Raw genomic sequence first — 19,432 nt, 5'->3', positions numbered from 1 at the left:
CTGCCGTCATCGCCACCAACTTACTGCCAATCATGTGCAGGTGCGTTGAACTGGCATGTCCCGTGTCGGTCTTGAAACGCCCGGGCGGCCGGGTTGTGATCGATGGCGTGTGAGGAGGTGGCCGACGGTGATGCCCGGTTTGCTGGTGTTGATGGGGTCGGGGGAGACGAGCCCGACCATGGTCGAGGTCCACCGCGCCGCGGCGCGGACGTTGCGCGCGGGGGCGCGGGCCGTGCTGCTCGACACCCCGTACGCCTTCCAGGAGAACTGCTCCGACATCTCCGCTCGCGCCCGCCGCTACTTCGCCCGCAGCGTCGGGCTCGAGGTGGAGGTGGCGCCGTCCATCGCCGGAGCGGACTGGGTGTTCTCGGGGCCTGGCAGCCCCACGTACGCGCTGGACCGCTGGGCCGCCTCCGGCGTGGCGGGCGACCTGCGCGCCCGGGTGCGCGCCCGTGAGGGCGTGACGGTGCTCGCCTCGGCGGCGGCCTGTACGGCGGGCCTGGCCACCGTACCGGTCTATGAGATCTACAAGGTGGGCGCGGACCCGCACTGGCGCGAGGGCCTCGACCTGCTGGAGCCGCTGGGCCTGCAGGCGGTGGTGATCCCGCACTTCGACAACGCCGAAGGCGGCACCCACGACACCCGCTACTGCTACCTGGGGGAGCGGCGGCTGTCGCGGATGGAGCGCGAGCTGCCGCCGGGCACCGCCGTGCTGGGCATCGACGAGCACACCGCGCTGATCATCGATCTGGCGAGCGAGGAGGTGCGGGTGGCGGGGCGCGGCGGGCTGACCGTGCGCAGGGCCGGGTCGGCGACGGTGCTGCCGTCCGGGACGCGTACGGACCTGGCCGGGCTGCGCCGCCTGGCCGAGGGCGGTACGGCGGGCGGCTCACCCGTCCTGGCGCCGCCTCAGGACCAGGCCGCGCCCGCCGAGGTGACGCTGGAGGAGTCGATCCGCTCGTGCGAGGAGACGTTCGCCGCCGCGGTAGCCGGGCGCGACCCGATGCGGGCCGCGGAGGCGGTGCTCGACCTGGAGGCGGAGATGGTCAAGTGGGCCGCCGACACCGAGGAGGACGCAGGCGGCGTCGAGCAGGCCAGGGAGCTGATGCGGCTGCTGATCGCCCGGCTCGGCGAGCTGGCCGCCGAGTCGGGCCGGCGCTCCGAGCAGCTGACCGCCCTGGTGGAGCCGCTGCTGGAACTGCGGGCCGAGCTGCGCGCGAGCGGCCGGTACGACGTGGCCGACGCCCTGCGCGCGGCCCTGGTCAGGGGCGGCGTCGCCGTCGAGGACACCCCCGAGGGCTCCCGGTGGAGCCTCGCGTGACGCCGTACGCCGGCTGCGGGGCGCGGCGCGCTCCGGCGGCGGGCCGGATCGGCCCCGGGCGCGGCCCACGAGCCGGGCAGTCCGGACTTCGGTCAGCGGCGGGGCGGTGCAGGCTTCGGTCAGCGGCGGGGCGGGTCGATGCGGGCGCCGTCCAACGTGAAGATCATGATGCGGGAGAGGTCCACGGCGACCTTGGCCGGGTCGCCCTGCCGCCAGATGGGCCGCCCGCCGAGGCGCACGATCAGGTCGGAGCGCCGGTGGACGCCGCTGCCGTTCGGGTGCTGTCCCACCCGCTCCTGCTCCTGCCACTCCTCTTCCTCGCGGGAGAGCAGCCGCCGCACCAGCCCGGTCAGCCTGCCGCCGCCCGCGGAGCCGCCGTTGGAGCGGCGGCGCTGACGCGGGTCCGGCGGCTCGGGCACCGGCACGCCCGGCATTCCGCACTCCAGGTACGCCAGCCACTCGTGCCCGTGGTACTCAAGCGCACGGACGCGCCCGAAGAACGACGGCCCCTCGTACGACTCGGGCACCGGCGCCAGCCCGTCGGGCCGCAACCCGACGAGCACCTGCCCGCCGGTGTGCTGCGAGACCGCGTACGCCCTCGGATCGCTCCACGGCATCGTGAGCCGGTGCGTGCCGAAGTCCAGCATCACGTACTGGTTCTGCGGCGTCCTGACGGTGGCCGCGAGCAGGTTCAGCTGCTGCGAGTTGAGGAACGCGGCGACGAACGCGGTGGCTGGATCGTTGTAAATCTGGGCCGGTGTGCCCACGTCCTGGAGGACCCCGCGGTTCAAGATGGCGATCCTGTCGGCCAGGGTCAGGGCCTCCACCTGGTCGTGGGTGACGTAGATGGTGGTGACGCCGAGCGACCTGACCAGCGCTGAGATCTCCATGCGCAGCTCGGTGCGCATGCCCGCGTCGAGGTTCGACAGCGGCTCGTCCATGAGGAAGAGCTTGGGCTGGCGGACGATGGCCCGCCCCATCGCGACCCGCTGCCGCTGGCCGCCCGACAGCGTGCCGGGGCGGCGGTCGAGCATCTCGTCGATGTGCAGCGCCTTGGACAGCTCGGTGACGCGCTCGCGGACCATCGCGGGGTCGGCCTTGGCGATCTCCAAGGGGAAGGCGATGTTCCCGCGGACCGTCCTGTGGGGGTAGAGGGCGCCGTTCTGGAACACCATCGCCACGTCGCGGTCGCGCGGGGCTAAGTGGTTGGCCAGCTCGCCGTCCAGCCATAGGTCGCCCTCGGTGATGTCCTCCAACCCCGCGATCATGCGGAGCAGAGTGGACTTGCCGCAGCCTGACGGGCCGAGCAGGACGAGGAACTCACCGTCCTGCGCTTGAAGGCTCAGCCGGTCGACTGCGAGATAGCCACCCGGATACACCTTGGACACTTTGTCGAGAACGACCGAGCTCATGGGCCCACACCTTGCGCGCGTGTCACCTGTGACGGGGCTGATTGAAGAGGTAGTACATCGCGCCTTAACACTCGATGTCCACCCTTGACATAAAGAATCTCATTCGGTCGGGGTTTCGGACGGGAGTTTTGGGGGCCCGAACGCCTAGATTTCCGAATCTGATGGGCGTGGAAGCAGTTGCGCAAACTTGCGGAAAGGGATTTCATAGTCGAGGCGTGCTGGGGAGACCTCGGGGGAGACCGATGACCGACTGGTGGCGAAATGCGGCGATTTATCAGGTCTACGTGCGCAGCTTCGCCGACGGCAACGGCGACGGCGTGGGCGACCTGATCGGCATCCGCGATCGCCTGCCCTATCTCGCCGGCCTCGGGGTCGACGCCATCTGGCTCACGCCCTTCTACCCCTCCCCGATGGCCGACTTCGGCTACGACGTGGCCGACTACCGCGACGTCGACCCGCTCTTCGGTACGCTCGCCGACGCCAAGGCGCTCATCGACGAGGCGCACGGCCACGGGCTGCGCGTCATCGTCGACATCGTCCCCAACCACACCTCCGACCGGCACCCCTGGTTCCAGCAGGCGCTGCGCGGCGAGCGGCGCGACCGCTACATCTTCCGCGACCGGCCGAACGACTGGGAGTCCATCTTCGGCGGCTCCGCCTGGAGCCAGGTCGAGGACGGGCAGTGGTACCTCCACCTGTTCGCCCCCGAGCAGCCCGACCTCAACTGGGACAGCGAGGAGGTGCGCGGCGAGTTCGAGTCGATCCTGCGCTTCTGGCTCGACCTGGGCGTGGACGGCTTCCGGGTGGACGTGGCGCACGGCATGGTCAAGCCGCGCGGCCTGCCCGACATCGGGCGCGGCGACCAGGCCACGATGGTCGGCAGGGAGCCGGTGCCGTTCTTCGACAACGACGAGGTGCACGAGATCCACCGCTCCTGGCGCCGGGTGCTCGACTCCTACCCGGGCGAGCGCATCGGCGTGGCCGAGGCGTGGGCGCCCACGCCCGAGCGGCTGGCCATGTACGTCCGCCCCGACGAGCTGCACCAGGCGTTCAACTTCCACTACCTGTTCGCCCCCTGGGACGCCGCCGCGCTGCGCGAGGTGATCGACGACTCGCTGGCCACGGCCGGGTCGGTCGGCGCGCCCACGACCTGGGTGCTGTCCAACCACGACGTCAAGCGGCACGTCACCCGCTACGGCAGCCTGGCCAGGGCACGCGCCGCCGCGCTGCTCACGCTCGCGCTGCCCGGCTCCGCCTACCTCTACAACGGCGAGGAGCTGGGCCTGCCCGAGGTGCTCGACCTGCCGGCCGAGCTGTGCCAGGACCCGCAGCGGCTGCGCGACCCCGACAGCGGCCGCGACGGCTGCCGCGTGCCGCTGCCGTGGACGCGCGACGGCGGCTGGCGCGACCCGTGGCTGCCCATCCCCCGGGAGTGGGCCGAGCTGAGCGTGCAGGCCCAGGAGGGCGTGCCGGGCTCCACGCTGGAGCTGTACCGCACGGCGCTGCGGCTGCGCCGCGACCTCGACGGCGACCTGGTCTGGCACGACTCTCCGGAGGGCACGCTGATGTTCTCCCGGGGCTCGTTCGTCTGCGCCGTCAACCTCACGGGCGAGCCCGTCGACTTCGGCGTGGACGGCGCGCTGCTCATCGCCTCCGACGTCCCTGGAGCAGCCGATTCGGCGGCCTGGTGGAAAGTAAAGTGTCTGCCATGAACGGTCACGCTCGCCTCGCCGACATCGCCGCCCAGGCAGGGGTGAGCGAGGCCACCGTCAGCAGAGTGCTCAACGGCAAGCCGGGCGTCTCTGCGGCGACCCGGCAGGCCGTCATGGCCGCGCTCGACCTCATGGGGTACGAGCGCCCGCCCCGCCTGCGGCAGCGCAGCAACGGCCTGGTCGGCCTGGTGACGCCCGAGCTGGACAACCCGATCTTCCCCGCGTTCGCCCAGGCCATCGAGAAGGCGTTGACCCAGCACGGCTACACGCCCGTGCTGTGCACCCAGCTCCCCGGCGGCGCGCCCGAGGACGAGTTCACCGAGCTGCTCGTCGATCGCGGCGTGAGCGGCATCGTGTTCGTCTCCGGGCTCCACGCCGACACCACCGCCCGCATGGACCGCTACACCCGGCTGACCGACCGCGGGCTGCCGATCGTGCTGGTCGACGGCTACAACGAGCACATCGACGCGCCCTTCATCTCGCCCGACGACCGCATGGCCGCCAGGCTCGCCGTGCAGCACCTCGTCGACCTCGGCCACGAGCGCATCGGCCTCGCGCTCGGGCCGCGCAGGTTCGTCCCCGTCATCAGGAAGATCGAGGGCTACCGGCAGGCCATGGCGCAGCTGCTCGGCGCGACCGACGTCGATGAGCTGATCTCCCACTCGCTGTTCTCCGTCGAGGGCGGCCAGGCCGCCGCCGCGCAGCTGCTCAGCAGGGGCTGCACCGGCATCGTGTGCGCGAGCGACCTCATGGCGCTCGGCGCGATCAGGGCGTGCAGGGAGAAAGGGCTGTCGGTGCCGGGCGAGGTGTCGGTGGTCGGGTTCGACGACTCGCCGCTCATCGCGTTCACCGATCCGCCGCTGACCACCGTGCGCAAGCCGATCGGCGCGATGGCCTCGGCCGCCGTGCAGACGCTGCTCGAAGAGGTCAACGGCGCGCCCGCCAAACACATCGAGCTGATCTTCCAGCCGGAGCTCGTCGTGCGCGGCTCCACCGGCTCGGGCCCGCTGGTCAACCGGTGAGCGGCCACGACCTGCTGGTGCTCGGCGGCTCCGGCGTCGACACCACCGTCTACGTCCCCGAGCTGCCGCTGCCGTACCGCGACACCTGCCACGTGCCGCCCGTCGCCGACCGCATCGGCAACACCGGCTCCGGCGTCGCGCTCGGCTGCCACGCGCTCGGGCTCAGCGTCGCCTTCGCCGACCTCATCGGCGACGACCCGCAGGGCGCGCTCATCCGCGACGCGCTGCGCGGCCTCGACTGCCGCTTCGGCCGCGCCGCCGCGGGCACCCGCCGCAGCGTCCTGCTCGTCGGCCCCGACGGCCGCCGCACCTCCCTGCACGACGCCAGGACCACGCCCGGCGAGCGCCTGCCGCGCGAGCTGTACGCCGGCCTGCCGGTCAGGCATGCCCACGTGTCGATCATCGACGCCTGCCGCGACGTCTTCGACGACCTCGACGGCGTGCCCGTCTCCACCGACCTGCACGACTGGGACGGCGTCAACGACTACCACGAGGACTTCGCCTACCGCTCCGACCTGGTGTTCCTGTCCGCCGCCGCGCTGACCGACCCGGCCGCCACCATGCGCGCCATCGTCGAGCGCGGCCGGGCCCGCACCGTCGTCTGCACGCGCGGCGCACTCGGCTGCCTGGTGCTCACCCGCGGCTCCGCCGTGCGCGCCTTCCCGGCCGCGCCGCTGCCCGGTCCGGTGGCCGACACCAACGGCGCGGGCGACGCGTTCGTCTCCGGCTTCCTGTACGGCACCCTGCGCGGCAGGCCCTTGGAGGAGTGTGTACGCCTCGGCGCGATCGCCGGTGCGCACGCCTGCACCGTGCCCGGCACCCACGAGTCCCCGATCAGCGAGGAGCTGCTGCTCGCCCGCGCCTGACCCTCAGCCTCTGAACGGGCGGGAGCGGTCCAGCTCCCGCCAGGTGCGGAAGACGAACGGCGGCACCGAGATCAGCACGTACACGCAGGTGAACATCAGCAGCGTCACGTCCAGGCCGGTCAGGGAGCTGAGCGAGCCCGCGAGCAGGCCGCCGATGGGCATGCCCGCGTACATGGCCGCCGTCATCGTGCCGATCACCCGGGCCCGCAGCGGGGCGGGGATCCTGTCGTACTGCAGGATGCCCAGGATCGGGTTGATCGCGCCCGCCGCGAACCCCGACACCGCCGTCACCGCCAGCGCCACCGGGAACGGCGCGCCCAGGGCCAGCACCAGCACGCGCGGCACCCCGGCGAGCAGGAAGGCCAGCCCGTACGTCAGCCGCATCGGCAGGCGCTCGCCGGTGGCGCCGTACACGATGGTCCCGGCCACCGCGCCCGCCCCCAGCACGCCCGTGAGCAGGCCGAAGGCGCGCGGGTCGCCCACCACCTGGCGCGAGTAGAGCGCGAGCAGCACCTGCGTGACGCCCGTGTCCAGCAGGTTGACCACCACGACCATGACGGTGGCGCTGAGCTGCAGCCGGTCCCGCCACAGGAACGCCAGCCCGGCCCGCAGGTCGCCGAGGTAGCCGGTCGAGTGCCGCTCGCCCCGCCACACGCGCGGCACCCCCGACCCGATCAGCAGCGCCGACAGCAGGAACGACACCCCGTCCACGAACAGCAGCAGGTGCGGGCCGAACCACAGGATCAGCACCCCCGCCAGCGGCGCGCCCACCATCGCGGCCGCCCGGTAGACCCCGTCGTAAGCCGCCGCCGCCCGCTCGATGCGCACGTCCGCCGCCACCGACAGGTCGGGCAGCATGGCCTTGCGCGCGGTCTCGCCGGGCGTGGTCACCAGCCAGCGCAGGAAGAGCAGCAGCAGGAGCAGCGGATAGCCGAGCTCTGAGGTCACGAACAGCAGCGGCACGGCCAGCGCCACCACCCCGCTCGCCAGGTCGGACAGTACGCTCGTCGCGCGGTACCCGAGCCGGTCCACCAGCGTGCCGCCGAACGCGGCGGAGATCACGATGGGGAAGGTGGTGGCGAACGAGGCCAGCCCCGTCAGCACCGCGCTGTCGGTCGTCTCCAGCACGAACCAGGGGACGGCGAGCAGGGAGAGCATGTTGCCGGTGACGGATAAGGCGTTGGCGGCCAGGAAGATGATGAATGGACGCCTCACGCGATGCCCCCGGCAACGGTTGTCGCTACAGCGTTGCTCATGGGTGGCTTATGGTCAAGCGCCCCACTTTACGACTTGAGTCCCGATAAATCGGGATGATCTGCCGGTACGGCGTGCGTAAACCGATATTTCGGAAATGCCGAACGCCGGAACGGGTGACGCGCCGTCAGCTTGACCGCCGAGCGAAGCCCGGCCCCTGTGCACGCGCCAGAAGCCGAGGAGGGCGCTGTCCTGGCCGTCGCGGGCGGAGTGTGCCCGTCCGGCGGAGACCTCGGCAGACGGCGGCCTTTGCGGGCCGGATAAGCTCGTGCCCGATCCACGCGTACCACCGGGAGGCAGCCCCGATGACCGTCGCCGTCCACGTCGGCCCCGAACCCGTTCCCGTGCTCATCGACGCCGTCAGCCGCGCCGGCGGGCGGGTCGTCCCGCTGGAGCAGGCCGAGGCGATCGTCTACTACGGCAACGACGACCCGGAGGAGCTGCGCGGCATGCTGCACGAGGGCATCCGCTGGGTGCAGCTCCCGCACGCCGGCATCGAACGGTGGGCCGACGCCGGCATCCTCGCCGACCACCCCGTCTTCACCGCCGCCACCGGCGCCTACGGCCCGGCCGTCGCCGAGCACGCGCTCGCCCTCATGCTGGCCGCCGCCCGCTCCCTGCACCGCCACGCCAGAGCCACCACCTGGGGCCGCAACGACTCCCGCGTGCTGGCCGGATCGACGGTCGCCATCGTCGGCGCGGGCGGCATCGGCAGGTCGCTGACCCGGCTGCTGGAGCCGTTCGGCTGCCGCGTCGTGGCGGTCAGCGACCGCGGCGAGGTGCCGGGCGCCGACACCATCCTGCCGCGCGCCCGCTTCCGCGAGGCGCTGCCCGAGGCCGATTACGTCGTCGTCGCCGCGCCCGCCACTCCCGAGACCAGGGGGATGTTCGGCACGCACGAGTTCGGGCTCATGCGCGAGGACGCCTGGCTGGTGAACGTCGCCAGAGGCAGCCTCGTCGTCACCGACGAGCTGGTGGAGGCGCTGCGCTCGGGCGCCATCGGCGGGGCGGCGCTCGACGTCACCGACCCCGAGCCGCTGCCCGACGGCCACCCGCTGTGGACCCTGGAGAACGTGCTCATCACCCCGCACAGCGCCAACCCGCGCCCGGCCTACTGGCGCGGCCTGGCCGACCGGGTCACGGCCAACGTCCGCCACCTCATCGCCGGCGAACCCTTGGAAGGCATCGCCTCCCCCTCCCAAGGCTTCTGACCCTTGCCCTTCCCGGCGGTCTGACCGCTCTTCCCGGTTGTTTGACCGCTCTTCCCGGTGGTCTGAGCGTCCTTCCCGGCGGTCAGATCGCCCCTCCAGGCCATCTGACCGCCCCTCCGACCGGCCTGACCGCCCCTCCCGCCTTCCCGCCCCTCCCGGGTCGCCTGATCGCCCTCTCGACCGCCCGAGCGTCCCTTCCACCACCGCCTGACCTCCCAACCGCCGGTTCGGCTCAGGCGCCTGCCGCGGGGAAGGCGGGCCTCCGTATCCGGCGGTCGAGGGCTCCGCCTCCCGGCTGCCGTCGCTGAGGATGGCGGCCGACTTGCCACGCCGCCGCGGCCGTGGCGAGCTGGATCTGCTGGTGGCGGCGCGGCTGATGCCGGCCGAGCCGGAGACCGACCGGGCGCGGCAGGTGCCGGTCGCACACCGCGGATGGGTCACCGCCTCCAGCGTGCCGGGTGTGCCGGGTCCACGCGTCTCGCCGGTGCGGTGGGTGCGGCGGATCCGCCCGTCTCGTCGGGCGCCCACCTTGAGCGTGGGGGTCGCGGCGTTCCGGCTCCGGTCGGTCGCCTCGCCGTTGTGCTGAGTGCGGCGGATGTGCGCGTCTCGTTGGGTCCGGTTCCACCCCCAACTGCTGCGGTGGTCCGCACCCGGCGGGCTGCCTTGGCAGCGGGGGTTCGGCGGGGTGCTGTCCCGCTGTGGGCAGCGGGGTGCGCCTTGCCGGGGTCAGTGCTCGCTCGCCCGTGCGGCGGCGGGTGCCTGGCTCGGGCTGGGGCTGCAACCCCCTCGGATCAGTCGAGGTTGAGGCGGGCGCCTCGGCTCAGGCCGGAGTCGTGGACCTCCAGGCCCAGCGGGTCGAGGTCGTTCGGCAGCTCGAACACCAGCGCCCCTTTGAACGTCCGGCCCGCCTCGATACGGACCGGGGTGATCTCCTTGCCGTCCTCGTCGAGCAGCTTGGTGCCGCCGTGCAGGGCCTTGTCCTCGTCGATCAGCTTCTGCTGACCGGGGTAGAGCACGCGGGCCTCCTGGCCGACGTTCCTGACCTGGATGCCGACCTCGCACGTACGCTTGGCCGCCGCCTTCCCCGTGTCGGCGCAGTTCACGCCGGTCACCGCGAAGCGGAGCTTGCCGTCCTGCACCGGCCCGTCCTCGCCGACGGCGGGCGAGCGGAAGAACCAGGACAGCCCGGATATCACCACCACCATCAGCACGGCGACGATCGCCACCGCGGCCAGGCAGCCGGTGGCCACGCCGCGCTTGGGGTTGCCGTAGAGCTGGCGCGGCCCCCGGCCCGGCCGCTGGGGCATGGGCCTGCCCTGGCGTGGCGGCACGGGCACCTGCGGCATCGGCCCGGTCCACTCCAGCGGCGGCTGCTGCGGCGGGTGCGACACCCTCGGCAGCGGTCCCGTGCGCTCGGCGGGCGATGGCGGCTGCGGGTGTGCGCCACCCGGCCGCGGCCCGGTGCGTTCGGCGGGCGGCGGCTGCTGGGGCGGGCGTGACGAGCCCGGCCGGGGTCCGGTCCGCTCGGCGGGTGGCGGTTGGTGCGACGAACCGGGGCGCGGTCCCGTGCGCTCGGCCGGTGACGGCGGCTGTGGGTGCGCCCCACCGGGCCGTGGTCCGGTGCGTTCGGCGGGCGGCGGCTGCGGCGCACCCCCTTGCGGTGCGCCTTGCGGGGCGCCTCCTTGGGGTGCGCCTTGCGGAGCGCCTCCTTGCGGGGCACCTTGCGGAGCGCCACCTTGCGGGGCGCCTCCCGGTACGACCTGCTGCGGCGCGTGCGCCGACGCGGCCTGCGGCACGTTCGGGCCGGGCTGCGGAGCCCCCGGCCCGGCCTGGCCACCCTGAGGCGCGCCAGGCCCACCCTGCTGGGCGCCAGGTCCGCCTTGCGGCGAGCCCGGCCCACCCTGAGGTGCTCCGAGGCCGCCTTGAGGCGTGTTCGGTCCGGGTGGGGGCGTGGCGGGGCCACCTTGAGGTGCTACCGGGGCAGGCTGGGGTGCTCCCGGGGCGCCTTGCGGCGTGTTCGGTCCGGGTGGGGGCGTGGCCGGGCCGCCTTGGGGTGCTCCAGGGCCCGGTTGGGGCCCGCCGGGGCCGGCCTGGGGCGCACCTGTCCCACCTTGGGGTGCGGCGGGGCCGCCCTGCGGCCCGCCAGGGCCTCCCTGAGGGCCCGGCTGGGGCGTGCCAAGGCCGGGCTGGGGCGTGCCGGGGCCGGGCTGGGGCGCAGGTGCGTGGGCCGGGCCGGGCTGTGGGCCATGGGAGGGGCCTGGGGCGCCCTGCGGTGCGACGTGAGGGGCCGCGCCGGGGTGCGGTGCCGGACCGGGAACGGGGCCGCGATCGCCAGGCGGCTGCGGTGCCCGGGAGGTGCCGGGCGTCGGGCCGGTGCGCTCGGCCGGCGGCGGCTGCGGCGGAAGGTGGGCAGCGGGGTGGGCCCCGGCGTGGGCGACGTCGGGCGGGGGCGGCATGAGCGGCCCGAACTCCGACGGGTTCCACGCGTTGGTCAGATGCTTGGTGGCGGCGAGCTGCGCGGCGGGCTCGTCGGCCGCGCCCACCAGTTCGAGCAGCAGCTGCCGGGCGGCGGGCCGGCGCGCGGGGTCGGGGTGGATGGCCGCCGCGACGAGCCGGTCCAGCGGCTCGGGCAGCCCCCGCAGGTCGGGCGGCGCCTGCCGGGCCCTGGCCGCCATCACGTACGCGTCGCCCTCGCCGAACGGATGCCCGCCGAGCCCCGCGTACGCGATGAGCGACCCCCACGCGAACACGTCGCCGGCCGGGCTGGTCTGGCCCTCGAAGACCTGCTCGGGAGCGATCCACCCGGGCGTGCCCATGACCATGCCGGCGTTGGTGTGGCGGGAGTGGACGTGGGTGGATCGGGCCAGCCCGAAGTCGATCACGCGCGGCCCGGCCAGCGTCAGCATCACGTTGGCGGGCTTGAGGTCGCGGTGGACGAGCCCGGCGGCGTGGATGGCGGTGAGCGCGGCGGCCACGCCGACGGCGGCGGCGTGCAGCACGGACGGCGACAGCGCGCCGTGCTCGATGAGGTGGTCTTCGAGCGAGATGCCGTCGATGTACTCGGTGACGAGGTAGAGCCGCCCGCGGTCCTCGCCGTGGTCGAGCACGCGCGCGGTGCAGAACGAGGCGACCTTGCGCGCGTTGGACACCTCTTCGTGGAACCGCGCCCGGTAGACCGGGTCGGCGGTGAAGTCGCGCCTGATCGCCTTGACCGCGACCTTGGAGCCGTCGGGGGCCTTGGCGAGGTAGACCACGCCCATGCCACCGGAGCCGAGACGGCGGATCAGCTCGTAGGGGCCGATCGCCGGCGGGTCTTCCGGCTCAAGAGGAGTGCCTGCGGAGCGCCCCAACGTCGCCGTCCTCTCGCCGTCGTCATCCCGTCGCAACCCGAACCGTTCCTCCCGCCGGTTCGTATCGTGTGACAACCCGAACTGTCCCCGCGCCCGGCATCCCGTTTGTACCCCAGACTCTAACGGAGACAGGCGATGTCCGTTGGCCACTAGGCCGTGCATGGCCCCAACGGGTAGGCCGTTCAGCAGCCTCGGGCGGGGTCGCGGCGCAGGGGCCGCATGGAGACGCGCAGGCGGGCGAGATCGATGGCGTGCGGCAGCGGCCGGTGGGGCGAGAGCAGCCTGCCGACGGGCTTGGGGCGTGCGGTGCGCAGGATGGCGCCGAGGAAGGCGGTGCCGACGGCGAGCGTCAGGTGCACGCCGTCGCAGCCGGGCCGCGCCCACCACTCGGTGGCGGCGGTGCCGTCGAGCCAGATCTCGGGGGCGAAGGTGTCGGCGTACGGCAGGCGCGGGCTGCGCTGGTGCGCCGCGACCGGCACGAGGACGGGGGTGCCCGCGGGCACGGTGGAGCCGTACCACTCGGTGTCGGTGGTGGTGACCCGCGACAGCGCCGGCACCGACGGCCACAGGCGCAGGCCCTCGCGCAGGCAGGCGCGCAGGTGGTCGGGGTCGTTGCGGGCGGTCTTGCGGTGGCCGGGGTGCGCGGCGAGCAGCGCCAGCGTCTGCGTCAGCCCGGCGGCGGCGCAGCCGAACCCCATGAGCCAGTACGCCGCCTGCATGAGACCGCGCGCCTCGGGCTCGGGCGTCTCGGCGATCAGTCCGGCCAGGCTGCCGGGCTCGGCCCTGCGCAGGTGGTCGATGATGCGGGCGTCGTAACGTCCTGACAGGATCTCCTGGCGGCGGCCCGCCCGCCACCGGCCGGCCCGCGTGATGCCTTCGAGCAGGCGGGTGAGCTCCTCGTCGCGGGCGGCCCCGTCGCCGTAGACGCAGCGCCTGGCCACGCGCTGCCAGCAGGCGTTCAGCCGCGAGTGGTCGACCACGCCGCTGGCCAGCTCGCCGGCCTCCTCCTGGGCGATCTCGGTGAAGCGCGGCCGCAGCACGTCGGTGGGCAGGCCGAAGGGACGCTCGTCGAGCGCGGGCGCGAAGGCGTCGTCGTCCCCGTCCAGGACGCGCAGGGCGTCGCGCTTGGACAGCACGAGCAGGGCTGCCCGGCGCGGCTTGCGGACGAGCACGGGACGGCCGCCGTAGCGGGCTTCGAGGTCGGCCAGCAGCGCGCGCGAGCGCAGCAGGTCGCGGCCGTGCGTGACGTGCGGCATGCCCGGCGGGAGGAGCAGGGCGGTCAGGCGCAGGCTCTCCAGCAGGGTGGTCCTGGGCAGCCCCCTAGGCACGCGTGGCCTTGCGGAGAACGGGTGGGTAGGTCATGGATCGATGTGATCGTCCCTGCGACGCCGCCGCAATGCGGGGTCTCGGTCAATGGAACACTTCCGGCTTCAAGATCGGTCGGTGTTCCGGCCACCGGAACGATCACCTGCTGAGCAGGGCCCCGGAGAGTGCCTGGGCGGCCCCGCGTACGGAGATGTCCAGCCGCGCCAGCGGCAGGTGGGCAGGCGCCGCCACCGCCACCGCCATGCAGACCCGCCCGCCCGGGCCGAACACCGGAGCCGCCACGCAGGACACGCCCTCGGTGTACTCCTCCCGCGCGTACGCGACGCCATACCTGCGCACCTGGGCAAGCTCACGTTCGAGCGCCGCCAGGCCGGTGATCGTGCGGCGCGTCATCCGCTCGAACGGGCTGCGCGCCGGCAGCCCGTCGCGCAGCTTCGGGTCGAAGGCGAGCAGCGCCTTGCCGGCCGCCGTGCAGTGCAGCGGCGCACGGTCGTCGCCGTCGGAGCGCGAGCGGACCCGGTCGTGGCCGTAGATGCGCTCGACGTAGCGCACCTCGAGACCGGCGGGCACGGCCAGGTTCACCGTCTGCCTGGTGGCCTCGTACAGGTGGAGCAGGTAGGGCAGCACGAGCCTGCGAGTGCCGGGGATGCGCGGGCAGGTCACCCCGGCCATCGACTCCAGCAGCTCGCCCGGCAGGTACGCGCTGCCCACCCGCCTGGCGAGCGCGCGCGAGCACAGCACGCCGAGTATGCGGTGGGCGGTCGACTTGGGCAGGCCCGTGCTGCGGCACAACTGCGACAGCGTGACGGGCCCTGAGGCGGCGCTGAGCGCGAGCAGGATGTCGATGCCCCGCTCCAGGCTGCCCGGCTGGGACGCGGGGCGCTCGTCCGGCACCGTGTGCGCTTGGCTGATCGTTTCCGTCGGCATCGATGTCCCTTTCGCTCTCCGAGGAGCAGAAGGGGCTTCCCGGGGCTGCGGTTGGGCTTGCTGTTACAACCGCTCACCTACCCGGCCGCCGCCCGGTGATACCACGCTCAGTGAAGAGGGATGATCTCTCTGTACGCGGACACGGTGACCTCCGCCCTGCCGTGCGCGTCTCGATCTGGAGCTGATCAGAGACGCCGCAGCCGCTTCCCGAGGAGCTCTCCGTTCTTCGCCTTCTGGCCTCCGAGCAGGTACACCTTCAGCCGGGTGTTTCCCGCCAGCGGGGCGAGGTCGAGGCCAGGAGGGCACGCCGCTAGCGACAGCGCCCGCAGCTCGGGCAGCTCTGCCAGGGGCGAGAGGTCTCCCACCGGCGTTTCCACGAGCTGGAGGTCGCGCAGCGTCCGGCAGGCAGCGAGGGGCGAGAGGTCATTCAGACAGGGGACGCGGAAGAAGGCGAGCTGGGTGACGCCGGTGTGGCCGAGCGCGTCAAGACCGGTGAGGCGATCCTGGCGCCCTATCGCCAGGAACTCTAGGGCGGGGGCGCGCTCGACGAGATCGCGGACCGAGGCCATGAGCGGCGTGCCGTAGATCGCCAGCGACCGCATCCGGTCCAGCGGGGGCAGGCACTCCCACGTGGTCAGGGAAGAGGCGTCTGCTATTTCCAGGTGTTCGAGCCCGATGAGGTGGTTGAGGAGAGCGACGCCGGAGCCGGACGGCACATGACCCAGACTGAGCGAGGAGAGGCGCGGCAGGTCCGCCAGAAATTCCAGGCACTCCGCGCTGCCCACGGAAAGGTCCGTCAGCGCACTGAGCCGGCGCAGGACGGAGACCCCCGCCGCGTCGATGACGCTGTTCACGTTGAGCCGGGTCAGCGTCGTGCGGTGGGCGAGCAGCGGCTCCAGATCTCGCACCGCCGGCATGACGATGTGGATGTACTCCTGCGGTGGCAGCCCGCGCACGGCTTCCATCTGCCCAGCCGTGGTCACGAGGAGCCGGCGCGGGCTCTTCACAGCGGAGATCACCCGCCGGGCGTAGGCATGCGGTTCGAAGTATCGCCAGCCGTCCACCAGCTCCTCCTGGACCCGCTCATCACGGGCATACCCGGCCAGCAGGTCCAGTGCGGCGGGTCCATTGATCATTTGCGCGGTTGCGGTGCAGGCGCGGGCGACGGCGGGAGAGAGGCCGCTCAGGTCCTTCGGGAGGCGGTCCACAACCACCTGGCCGGCCAGGGACAAAGAGCGGGCCGCACTGATGTCCCTCGGCGGGATGAGGTCGTCCAGGCATTTGTCCACGGCCTCGCGGAGGCGCTCCGGGACCGAGGGCAACGTTTCCAGGCAGGCGCAGACGACGATCTTGAGGCGGCGGGCGCGGCGGGGTTCGGTGGCGATGCGGTGCAGCAGCCCCTCCAGCAGGGCCTCGCGCAGGGGGCCGTTCGCGTGGCCGGCGGCCATCACCACGACCTCACGCCACTGATCACGATGGGCGTTGGAGACCAGCGGCTCCACATCACCGACCTCGGCGGCGGCCCGCGCCGTCAGGTACTCCTGCACGGTCCGGTGCACGAAGTCGATCCGCCCTTCCACAGGTTCGCGGATGACGCCGCTCCGGGCGAGCAGGTAGTCGAGCACCTGCCCGCCGTCGGCACGCACGCGGGGCATCGTGGCGACCACCCGGTCGACGTACCCCCGCGCCGCCTGCTTGGACAGCTCGACCCGGTTGGTGACGGACAGCTGCCAGGCCAGCTCCTGCAGCACCTGGAGCTTCTGCGCCCGGTTCAGGTGCAGCTCGCCGTAGCTGGGGATGACCCGCTCGGCGTCCCTGCGTTCGAGCAGCATCTCCAGCGCCGCCGCGTACAGGCCCATGCGGTCGGGCGGGAGCTGGGAGGTGCGGTCGAGGTTGAGCGCGCAGAGCATGGAGGCGAGCAGCGGGGTGGCGGCCAGGGCGCGCAGGTGCGGGGCGCTCTCCAGGTGGGACAGCAGCCGCTCGCGCACCACGGGCAGTTGCTCGGGCGGGCAGGGCAGGTCGGCGCTGCTTCTGATGGCCTCGTGCCAGTGTTCGATGAGCGCCCGCGTGTCGGCGGGCGTCATGCGTTCGAGGAACGCGGGCGCGAAGCCGTCCTCCTCCAGCCACGCCGCCGACGCGGCAGAGGGGCGGCTGGTGACGAGCACGCGGATCGAGGGGAACTCGGCGAGCAGCCCGCTCAGCCACGGCTTGATGGCCCTGCGCTGGCCGCCGGTGAGCTCGTCGACGCCGTCGATCAGCAGCAGCGCCCGGCCGGATGCGAGCTGCCGGTGCACCCAGCCCGCCGGCATCAGCCCGGCCAGCGGCCCCGCGGTCAGGTCGAGGAACTGTTCCGGTCTCGGCAGCTCGCGGTCGGCGTAGCTGCGCAGCTTCACCAGGAACGGCACGCAGCCGTTCCAGCCGGCCAGCTCGCCTTCGAAGCCGCCCTTGGCGGCGGTGACCGCGAGCCGGCGCAGCAGCGTGCTCTTGCCGCCGCCGGCCTCGCCCCGCAGCAGGATGCGGCGGCCCTGGCCGAGCGCGCTCTCCACGCGCATCGCGGCGAGCTCGTCGGGTACGTCATGCCAGGCGGCGTGCAGGCCGCTCGCGGCGCGCGAGGCCGTCACCGACAGGCTGATGTAGGCCACGCTCAACGACATCCGCGGACGGAACCGCTCGACCCGGACGCCCAGCAGCTCCAGGTTGTCCAGCGTGCGGGAGATGTGCTCCAGGTAGCGGCGGCGGAATTCGGCGTCGAGGTCGGACCCTTCGGGAGCGAACAGGGTGCGCGCGGGTAACCGTTCGAGCATCGCGGCGAGCTGCTCGCCCAGGCCGGTGAGCCGCGACAGCGTCTCGGCGGCGGCGCGCGGCTGGAACTCGGGCAGGTGCCGCACCACCCGGACCAGGCAGTCGCAGCACTCGTCGAGCACGACCTCGTACAGCCGCGCCTGCGGCTCGCTCAGGTCCTTGGAGGCGGGCAGGGCCCTGCGCAGCTCGCGCGCCAGCCGTACGGGGTCGGCGTCGGCGGCGAAGATGGCGCGGTCGGACAGGTCGGCCCGCCCCAGCGCGTCGGTGACCTCGGCGAGCACGACGAGCCGGTCGTCGTCGCCGAGCCCGGGGTACTCGTGACCGCACAGCTTGGTGATCCGCGCGGTCACGGCGTCGGCGATGTCCTCGATCTGCCGCTGCGCCTTGCGGCGGACGAGCTGGTCGGGGAAGCGGGCGCGCATCAGCTCGACGAGCGGCAGCCGGCCGCTCTCGGCCGACGACCTGGCGGCCAGCCAGGCGCGTACGGCCCGCTCGCCGACCGCCGTGCCCGCCTTCAGCGCGGCTGTCTCCCATGCCACCCCGCCATTATCGGGGTCAGCGGAGCGCGGCGGCCTCCGCGGCCAGCTTCTCCACGCGGGCCCAGTCGCCGGCCGCCAGCGCGTCGGCAGGGGTGAGCCAGGTGCCGCCGACGCAGCCGACATTGGGCAGCGCCAGATAGTCGGGGGCGGTGGCCAGGCGGATGCCGCCGGTGGGGCAGAAGCGCACGTCCGGCACCGGGCCGCCGATCGCCTTCAGGTACGGCACGCCGCCCGCCGCCTCGGCGGGGAAGAACTTCATCTCCTTGATGCCGCGCTCGGCCAGCGCCATCACCTCCGAGACGGTGGCCGCGCCCGGCAGGTACGGCACCCCGCTCGAGTCCAGTGCCTCCACCAGCGACGGCGTGGTGCCGGGCGAGACCAGGAACTTCGCGCCGGCCGCGACCGACGCGATGACGTCCTCGGCCGTCCTGACCGTGCCCGCGCCCACCGTGGCCTCCGGCACCTCGGCGGCGATCGCGGCGATGGCCTCGCGCGCGGCGGGCGTGCGCAGGGTCACCTCGATGACCGGCAGCCCCCCGGCGACCAGCGCCCGCGCGAGCGGGACGGCGGTGGACGCGTCCTCGATCACCACGACGGGGATCACGGGGGCGAGATCGAGCAAGCTCATGCGGTTTTCTCTCTCCTCATCGGCACTCATGGAAGAGGCCGTCTCATCCGGGGGCGGGTGGTCAGCCCACCAGCTCCCTGCGGGCCCGATGGCTCAGCCAGGCGGCCGCGCCGGTCATGCCCGGCTGGGCCGCCACGATGAGCGACGTCCCGATCCCTGACAGGTAGGCGGCCATGTCGGGGTTGGACTCGAACCGCGTGCGGAAGGCGCTGCCGCGCACGCGCTCCACGATACGGGGCAGCACGCCGCCGGCGAGATAGACCCCGCCCCGCGCGCCGAGCGTCAGCGCCACGTTGCCGGCGAAGCCGCCGAGCAGCGCGCAGAACATCTCGACGGTCTCGGCGCACAGCGAGTCGTCCACCCTGGCCACGATGTCGGCGGCGGTCAGCTCCGGCGCGGTGACGCCGTTCACCAGGGCGAGCGCCCGGTGCAGCCGCACCAGGCCGGGCCCGGACAGCAGGTGCTCGGCCACCACGTGCTCCACGCCCTGCGAGCGCAGCGCGCGGACCACCTCGAACTCGCGCGGCTCCACGACCGGCACCGTGACGTGCCCGCCCTCGCCGGGCACCGGCACCCAGCCCTGCCCGGACGGCACCAGGCCGCCCACGCCGAGCCCCGTGCCGGGGCCGAGCACCGCCTTGACGCCCTCGTCGCCGGGCGGCGGGCCGCCCAGCGAGACGAGCTCGTCGCCCTCCAGGTGGGGCAGCGACACGGCCAGCGCCTCGAAGTCGTTGAGCAGCCGTACGTACGGCACGTCGAGCTCGTGGACGCTGCCCGCCCACGAGGAGTTCGTCAGCCGGTAGCGGTCGCCCTCGATCGGCCCCGCCAGCGCCAGGCAGGCCGCGCCCGGCCTGACACCGCCCGCGTGCTCGGCGAGGTAGGCGGCCATGGCGTCGGGCAGCGTCGGGTAGTCGCGGCCGGGCAGCACCGCCACGTGCGAAGGGCGCGCTCCGAGCGAGGTGACCAGGCCGAACCTGGCGTTGGTCCCTCCGATGTCGGCGACGAGCCACGGAAGGTCAAAGGCACTCACGCATACCTCCGGCGTTCAGGGGCGGCGTCAAG

General features: G+C 73.3%; 14 protein-coding genes. 6 read left to right on the top strand and 8 right to left on the bottom strand.

Features of this window, described 5'->3' with window-relative positions:
• The first annotated feature begins 130 nt into the window (after positions 1-130).
• Complete coding sequence (locus tag WBK31_RS20435) at positions 131-1,321, top strand: hypothetical protein (protein ID WP_364053922.1); 1,191 nt, start codon at positions 131-133, stop codon at positions 1,319-1,321.
• Positions 1,322-1,440: 119 nt separating this feature from the next.
• Here WBK31_RS20435 and WBK31_RS20430 read toward each other — a convergent pair whose 3' ends face one another.
• Entirely contained in the window at positions 1,441-2,733 is a 1,293-nt protein-coding gene (locus WBK31_RS20430; RefSeq protein WP_364053919.1) for an ATP-binding cassette domain-containing protein, read from the bottom strand.
• A 242-nt stretch (positions 2,734-2,975) separates the two neighbouring features.
• Between WBK31_RS20430 and WBK31_RS20425 the strand changes: the two genes are divergently transcribed.
• From WBK31_RS20425 to WBK31_RS20415, 3 genes are read left to right on the top strand one after another with little or no spacing between them, the layout of a single operon-like run.
• On the top strand, positions 2,976-4,445 hold the full coding sequence (locus WBK31_RS20425; RefSeq protein ID WP_364053916.1) for a glycoside hydrolase family 13 protein: 1,470 nt from the start codon (positions 2,976-2,978) through the stop codon (positions 4,443-4,445).
• Entirely contained in the window at positions 4,442-5,467 is a 1,026-nt protein-coding gene (locus WBK31_RS20420; RefSeq protein ID WP_364053913.1) for a LacI family DNA-binding transcriptional regulator, read from the top strand. Before WBK31_RS20425 ends, WBK31_RS20420 begins: the two co-directional genes overlap by 4 nt.
• A complete protein-coding gene (locus WBK31_RS20415) occupies positions 5,464-6,333 on the top strand; it encodes an adenosine kinase (protein ID WP_364053910.1) in 870 nt (289 codons plus the stop codon). Before WBK31_RS20420 ends, WBK31_RS20415 begins: the two co-directional genes overlap by 4 nt.
• Before the next feature lie 3 nt (positions 6,334-6,336).
• Here the strand turns inward: WBK31_RS20415 and WBK31_RS20410 are convergent, their stop codons facing one another.
• Entirely contained in the window at positions 6,337-7,548 is a 1,212-nt protein-coding gene (locus WBK31_RS20410; protein WP_364053907.1) for an MFS transporter, read from the bottom strand.
• 344 nt (positions 7,549-7,892) lie between these two features.
• On the opposite strand from WBK31_RS20410, the gene WBK31_RS20405 reads away from it, so the two are divergent.
• Together WBK31_RS20405 and WBK31_RS20400 are read left to right on the top strand one after the other, a co-directional pair.
• Positions 7,893-8,798, top strand: a complete 906-nt coding sequence (locus WBK31_RS20405) for a D-isomer specific 2-hydroxyacid dehydrogenase family protein (protein WP_364053904.1) — start codon at positions 7,893-7,895, stop codon at positions 8,796-8,798.
• 322 nt (positions 8,799-9,120) lie between these two features.
• Positions 9,121-9,384, top strand: coding sequence for a hypothetical protein (locus WBK31_RS20400; RefSeq protein ID WP_406675423.1), 264 nt, complete (start codon positions 9,121-9,123; stop codon positions 9,382-9,384).
• A 205-nt stretch (positions 9,385-9,589) separates the two neighbouring features.
• Here the strand turns inward: WBK31_RS20400 and WBK31_RS20395 are convergent, their stop codons facing one another.
• The 6 genes from WBK31_RS20395 to glk all read right to left on the bottom strand — a co-directional run bounded on the left by WBK31_RS20395 (position 9,590) and on the right by glk (position 19,400).
• A complete protein-coding gene (locus tag WBK31_RS20395; protein WP_406675422.1) occupies positions 9,590-12,148 on the bottom strand; it encodes a protein kinase domain-containing protein in 2,559 nt (852 codons plus the stop codon).
• Between the two features lie 182 nt (positions 12,149-12,330).
• Complete coding sequence (locus WBK31_RS20390; RefSeq protein ID WP_364053899.1) at positions 12,331-13,476, bottom strand: cytochrome P450; 1,146 nt, start codon at positions 13,474-13,476, stop codon at positions 12,331-12,333.
• A gap of 136 nt (positions 13,477-13,612) precedes the next feature.
• On the bottom strand, positions 13,613-14,401 hold the full coding sequence (locus WBK31_RS20385; protein WP_364053897.1) for an IclR family transcriptional regulator: 789 nt from the start codon (positions 14,399-14,401) through the stop codon (positions 13,613-13,615).
• Positions 14,402-14,586: 185 nt separating this feature from the next.
• Positions 14,587-17,742, bottom strand: a complete 3,156-nt coding sequence (locus tag WBK31_RS20380; RefSeq protein WP_364053894.1) for an NACHT domain-containing protein — start codon at positions 17,740-17,742, stop codon at positions 14,587-14,589.
• A 16-nt stretch (positions 17,743-17,758) separates the two neighbouring features.
• Positions 17,759-18,370 carry a bifunctional 4-hydroxy-2-oxoglutarate aldolase/2-dehydro-3-deoxy-phosphogluconate aldolase gene (eda, locus tag WBK31_RS20375; protein WP_364053891.1) on the bottom strand — a complete coding sequence of 204 codons (612 nt, stop codon included), beginning with the start codon at positions 18,368-18,370 and terminating at the stop codon, positions 17,759-17,761.
• Positions 18,371-18,431: 61 nt separating this feature from the next.
• Positions 18,432-19,400 (bottom strand): glucokinase, encoded by a 969-nt coding sequence (gene glk, locus WBK31_RS20370; RefSeq protein WP_364053888.1) that lies wholly within the window; start codon positions 19,398-19,400, stop codon positions 18,432-18,434.
• Positions 19,401-19,432 lie beyond the last annotated feature (32 nt).

It is taken from the genome of Nonomuraea sp. N2-4H, assembly GCF_045291505.1.
GTDB lineage: Bacteria > Actinomycetota > Actinomycetes > Streptosporangiales > Streptosporangiaceae > Nonomuraea > Nonomuraea fastidiosa.
This window is presented reverse-complemented; position numbering and strand designations above follow the sequence as displayed.

Excerpts from the sequence above, each read along its gene's own strand:
- WBK31_RS20435 (WP_364053922.1), top strand. The coding sequence starts at position 131 with ATGCCCGGTTTGCTGGTGTTGATGGGGTCGGGGGAGACGAGCCCGACC.
- WBK31_RS20430 (WP_364053919.1), bottom strand. The coding sequence starts at position 2,733 with ATGAGCTCGGTCGTTCTCGACAAAGTGTCCAAGGTGTATCCGGGTGGC.
- WBK31_RS20425 (WP_364053916.1), top strand. The coding sequence starts at position 2,976 with ATGACCGACTGGTGGCGAAATGCGGCGATTTATCAGGTCTACGTGCGC.
- WBK31_RS20420 (WP_364053913.1), top strand. The coding sequence starts at position 4,442 with ATGAACGGTCACGCTCGCCTCGCCGACATCGCCGCCCAGGCAGGGGTG.
- WBK31_RS20405 (WP_364053904.1), top strand. The coding sequence starts at position 7,893 with ATGACCGTCGCCGTCCACGTCGGCCCCGAACCCGTTCCCGTGCTCATC.
- WBK31_RS20385 (WP_364053897.1), bottom strand. The coding sequence starts at position 14,401 with ATGCCGACGGAAACGATCAGCCAAGCGCACACGGTGCCGGACGAGCGC.
- eda (WP_364053891.1), bottom strand. The coding sequence starts at position 18,370 with ATGAGCTTGCTCGATCTCGCCCCCGTGATCCCCGTCGTGGTGATCGAG.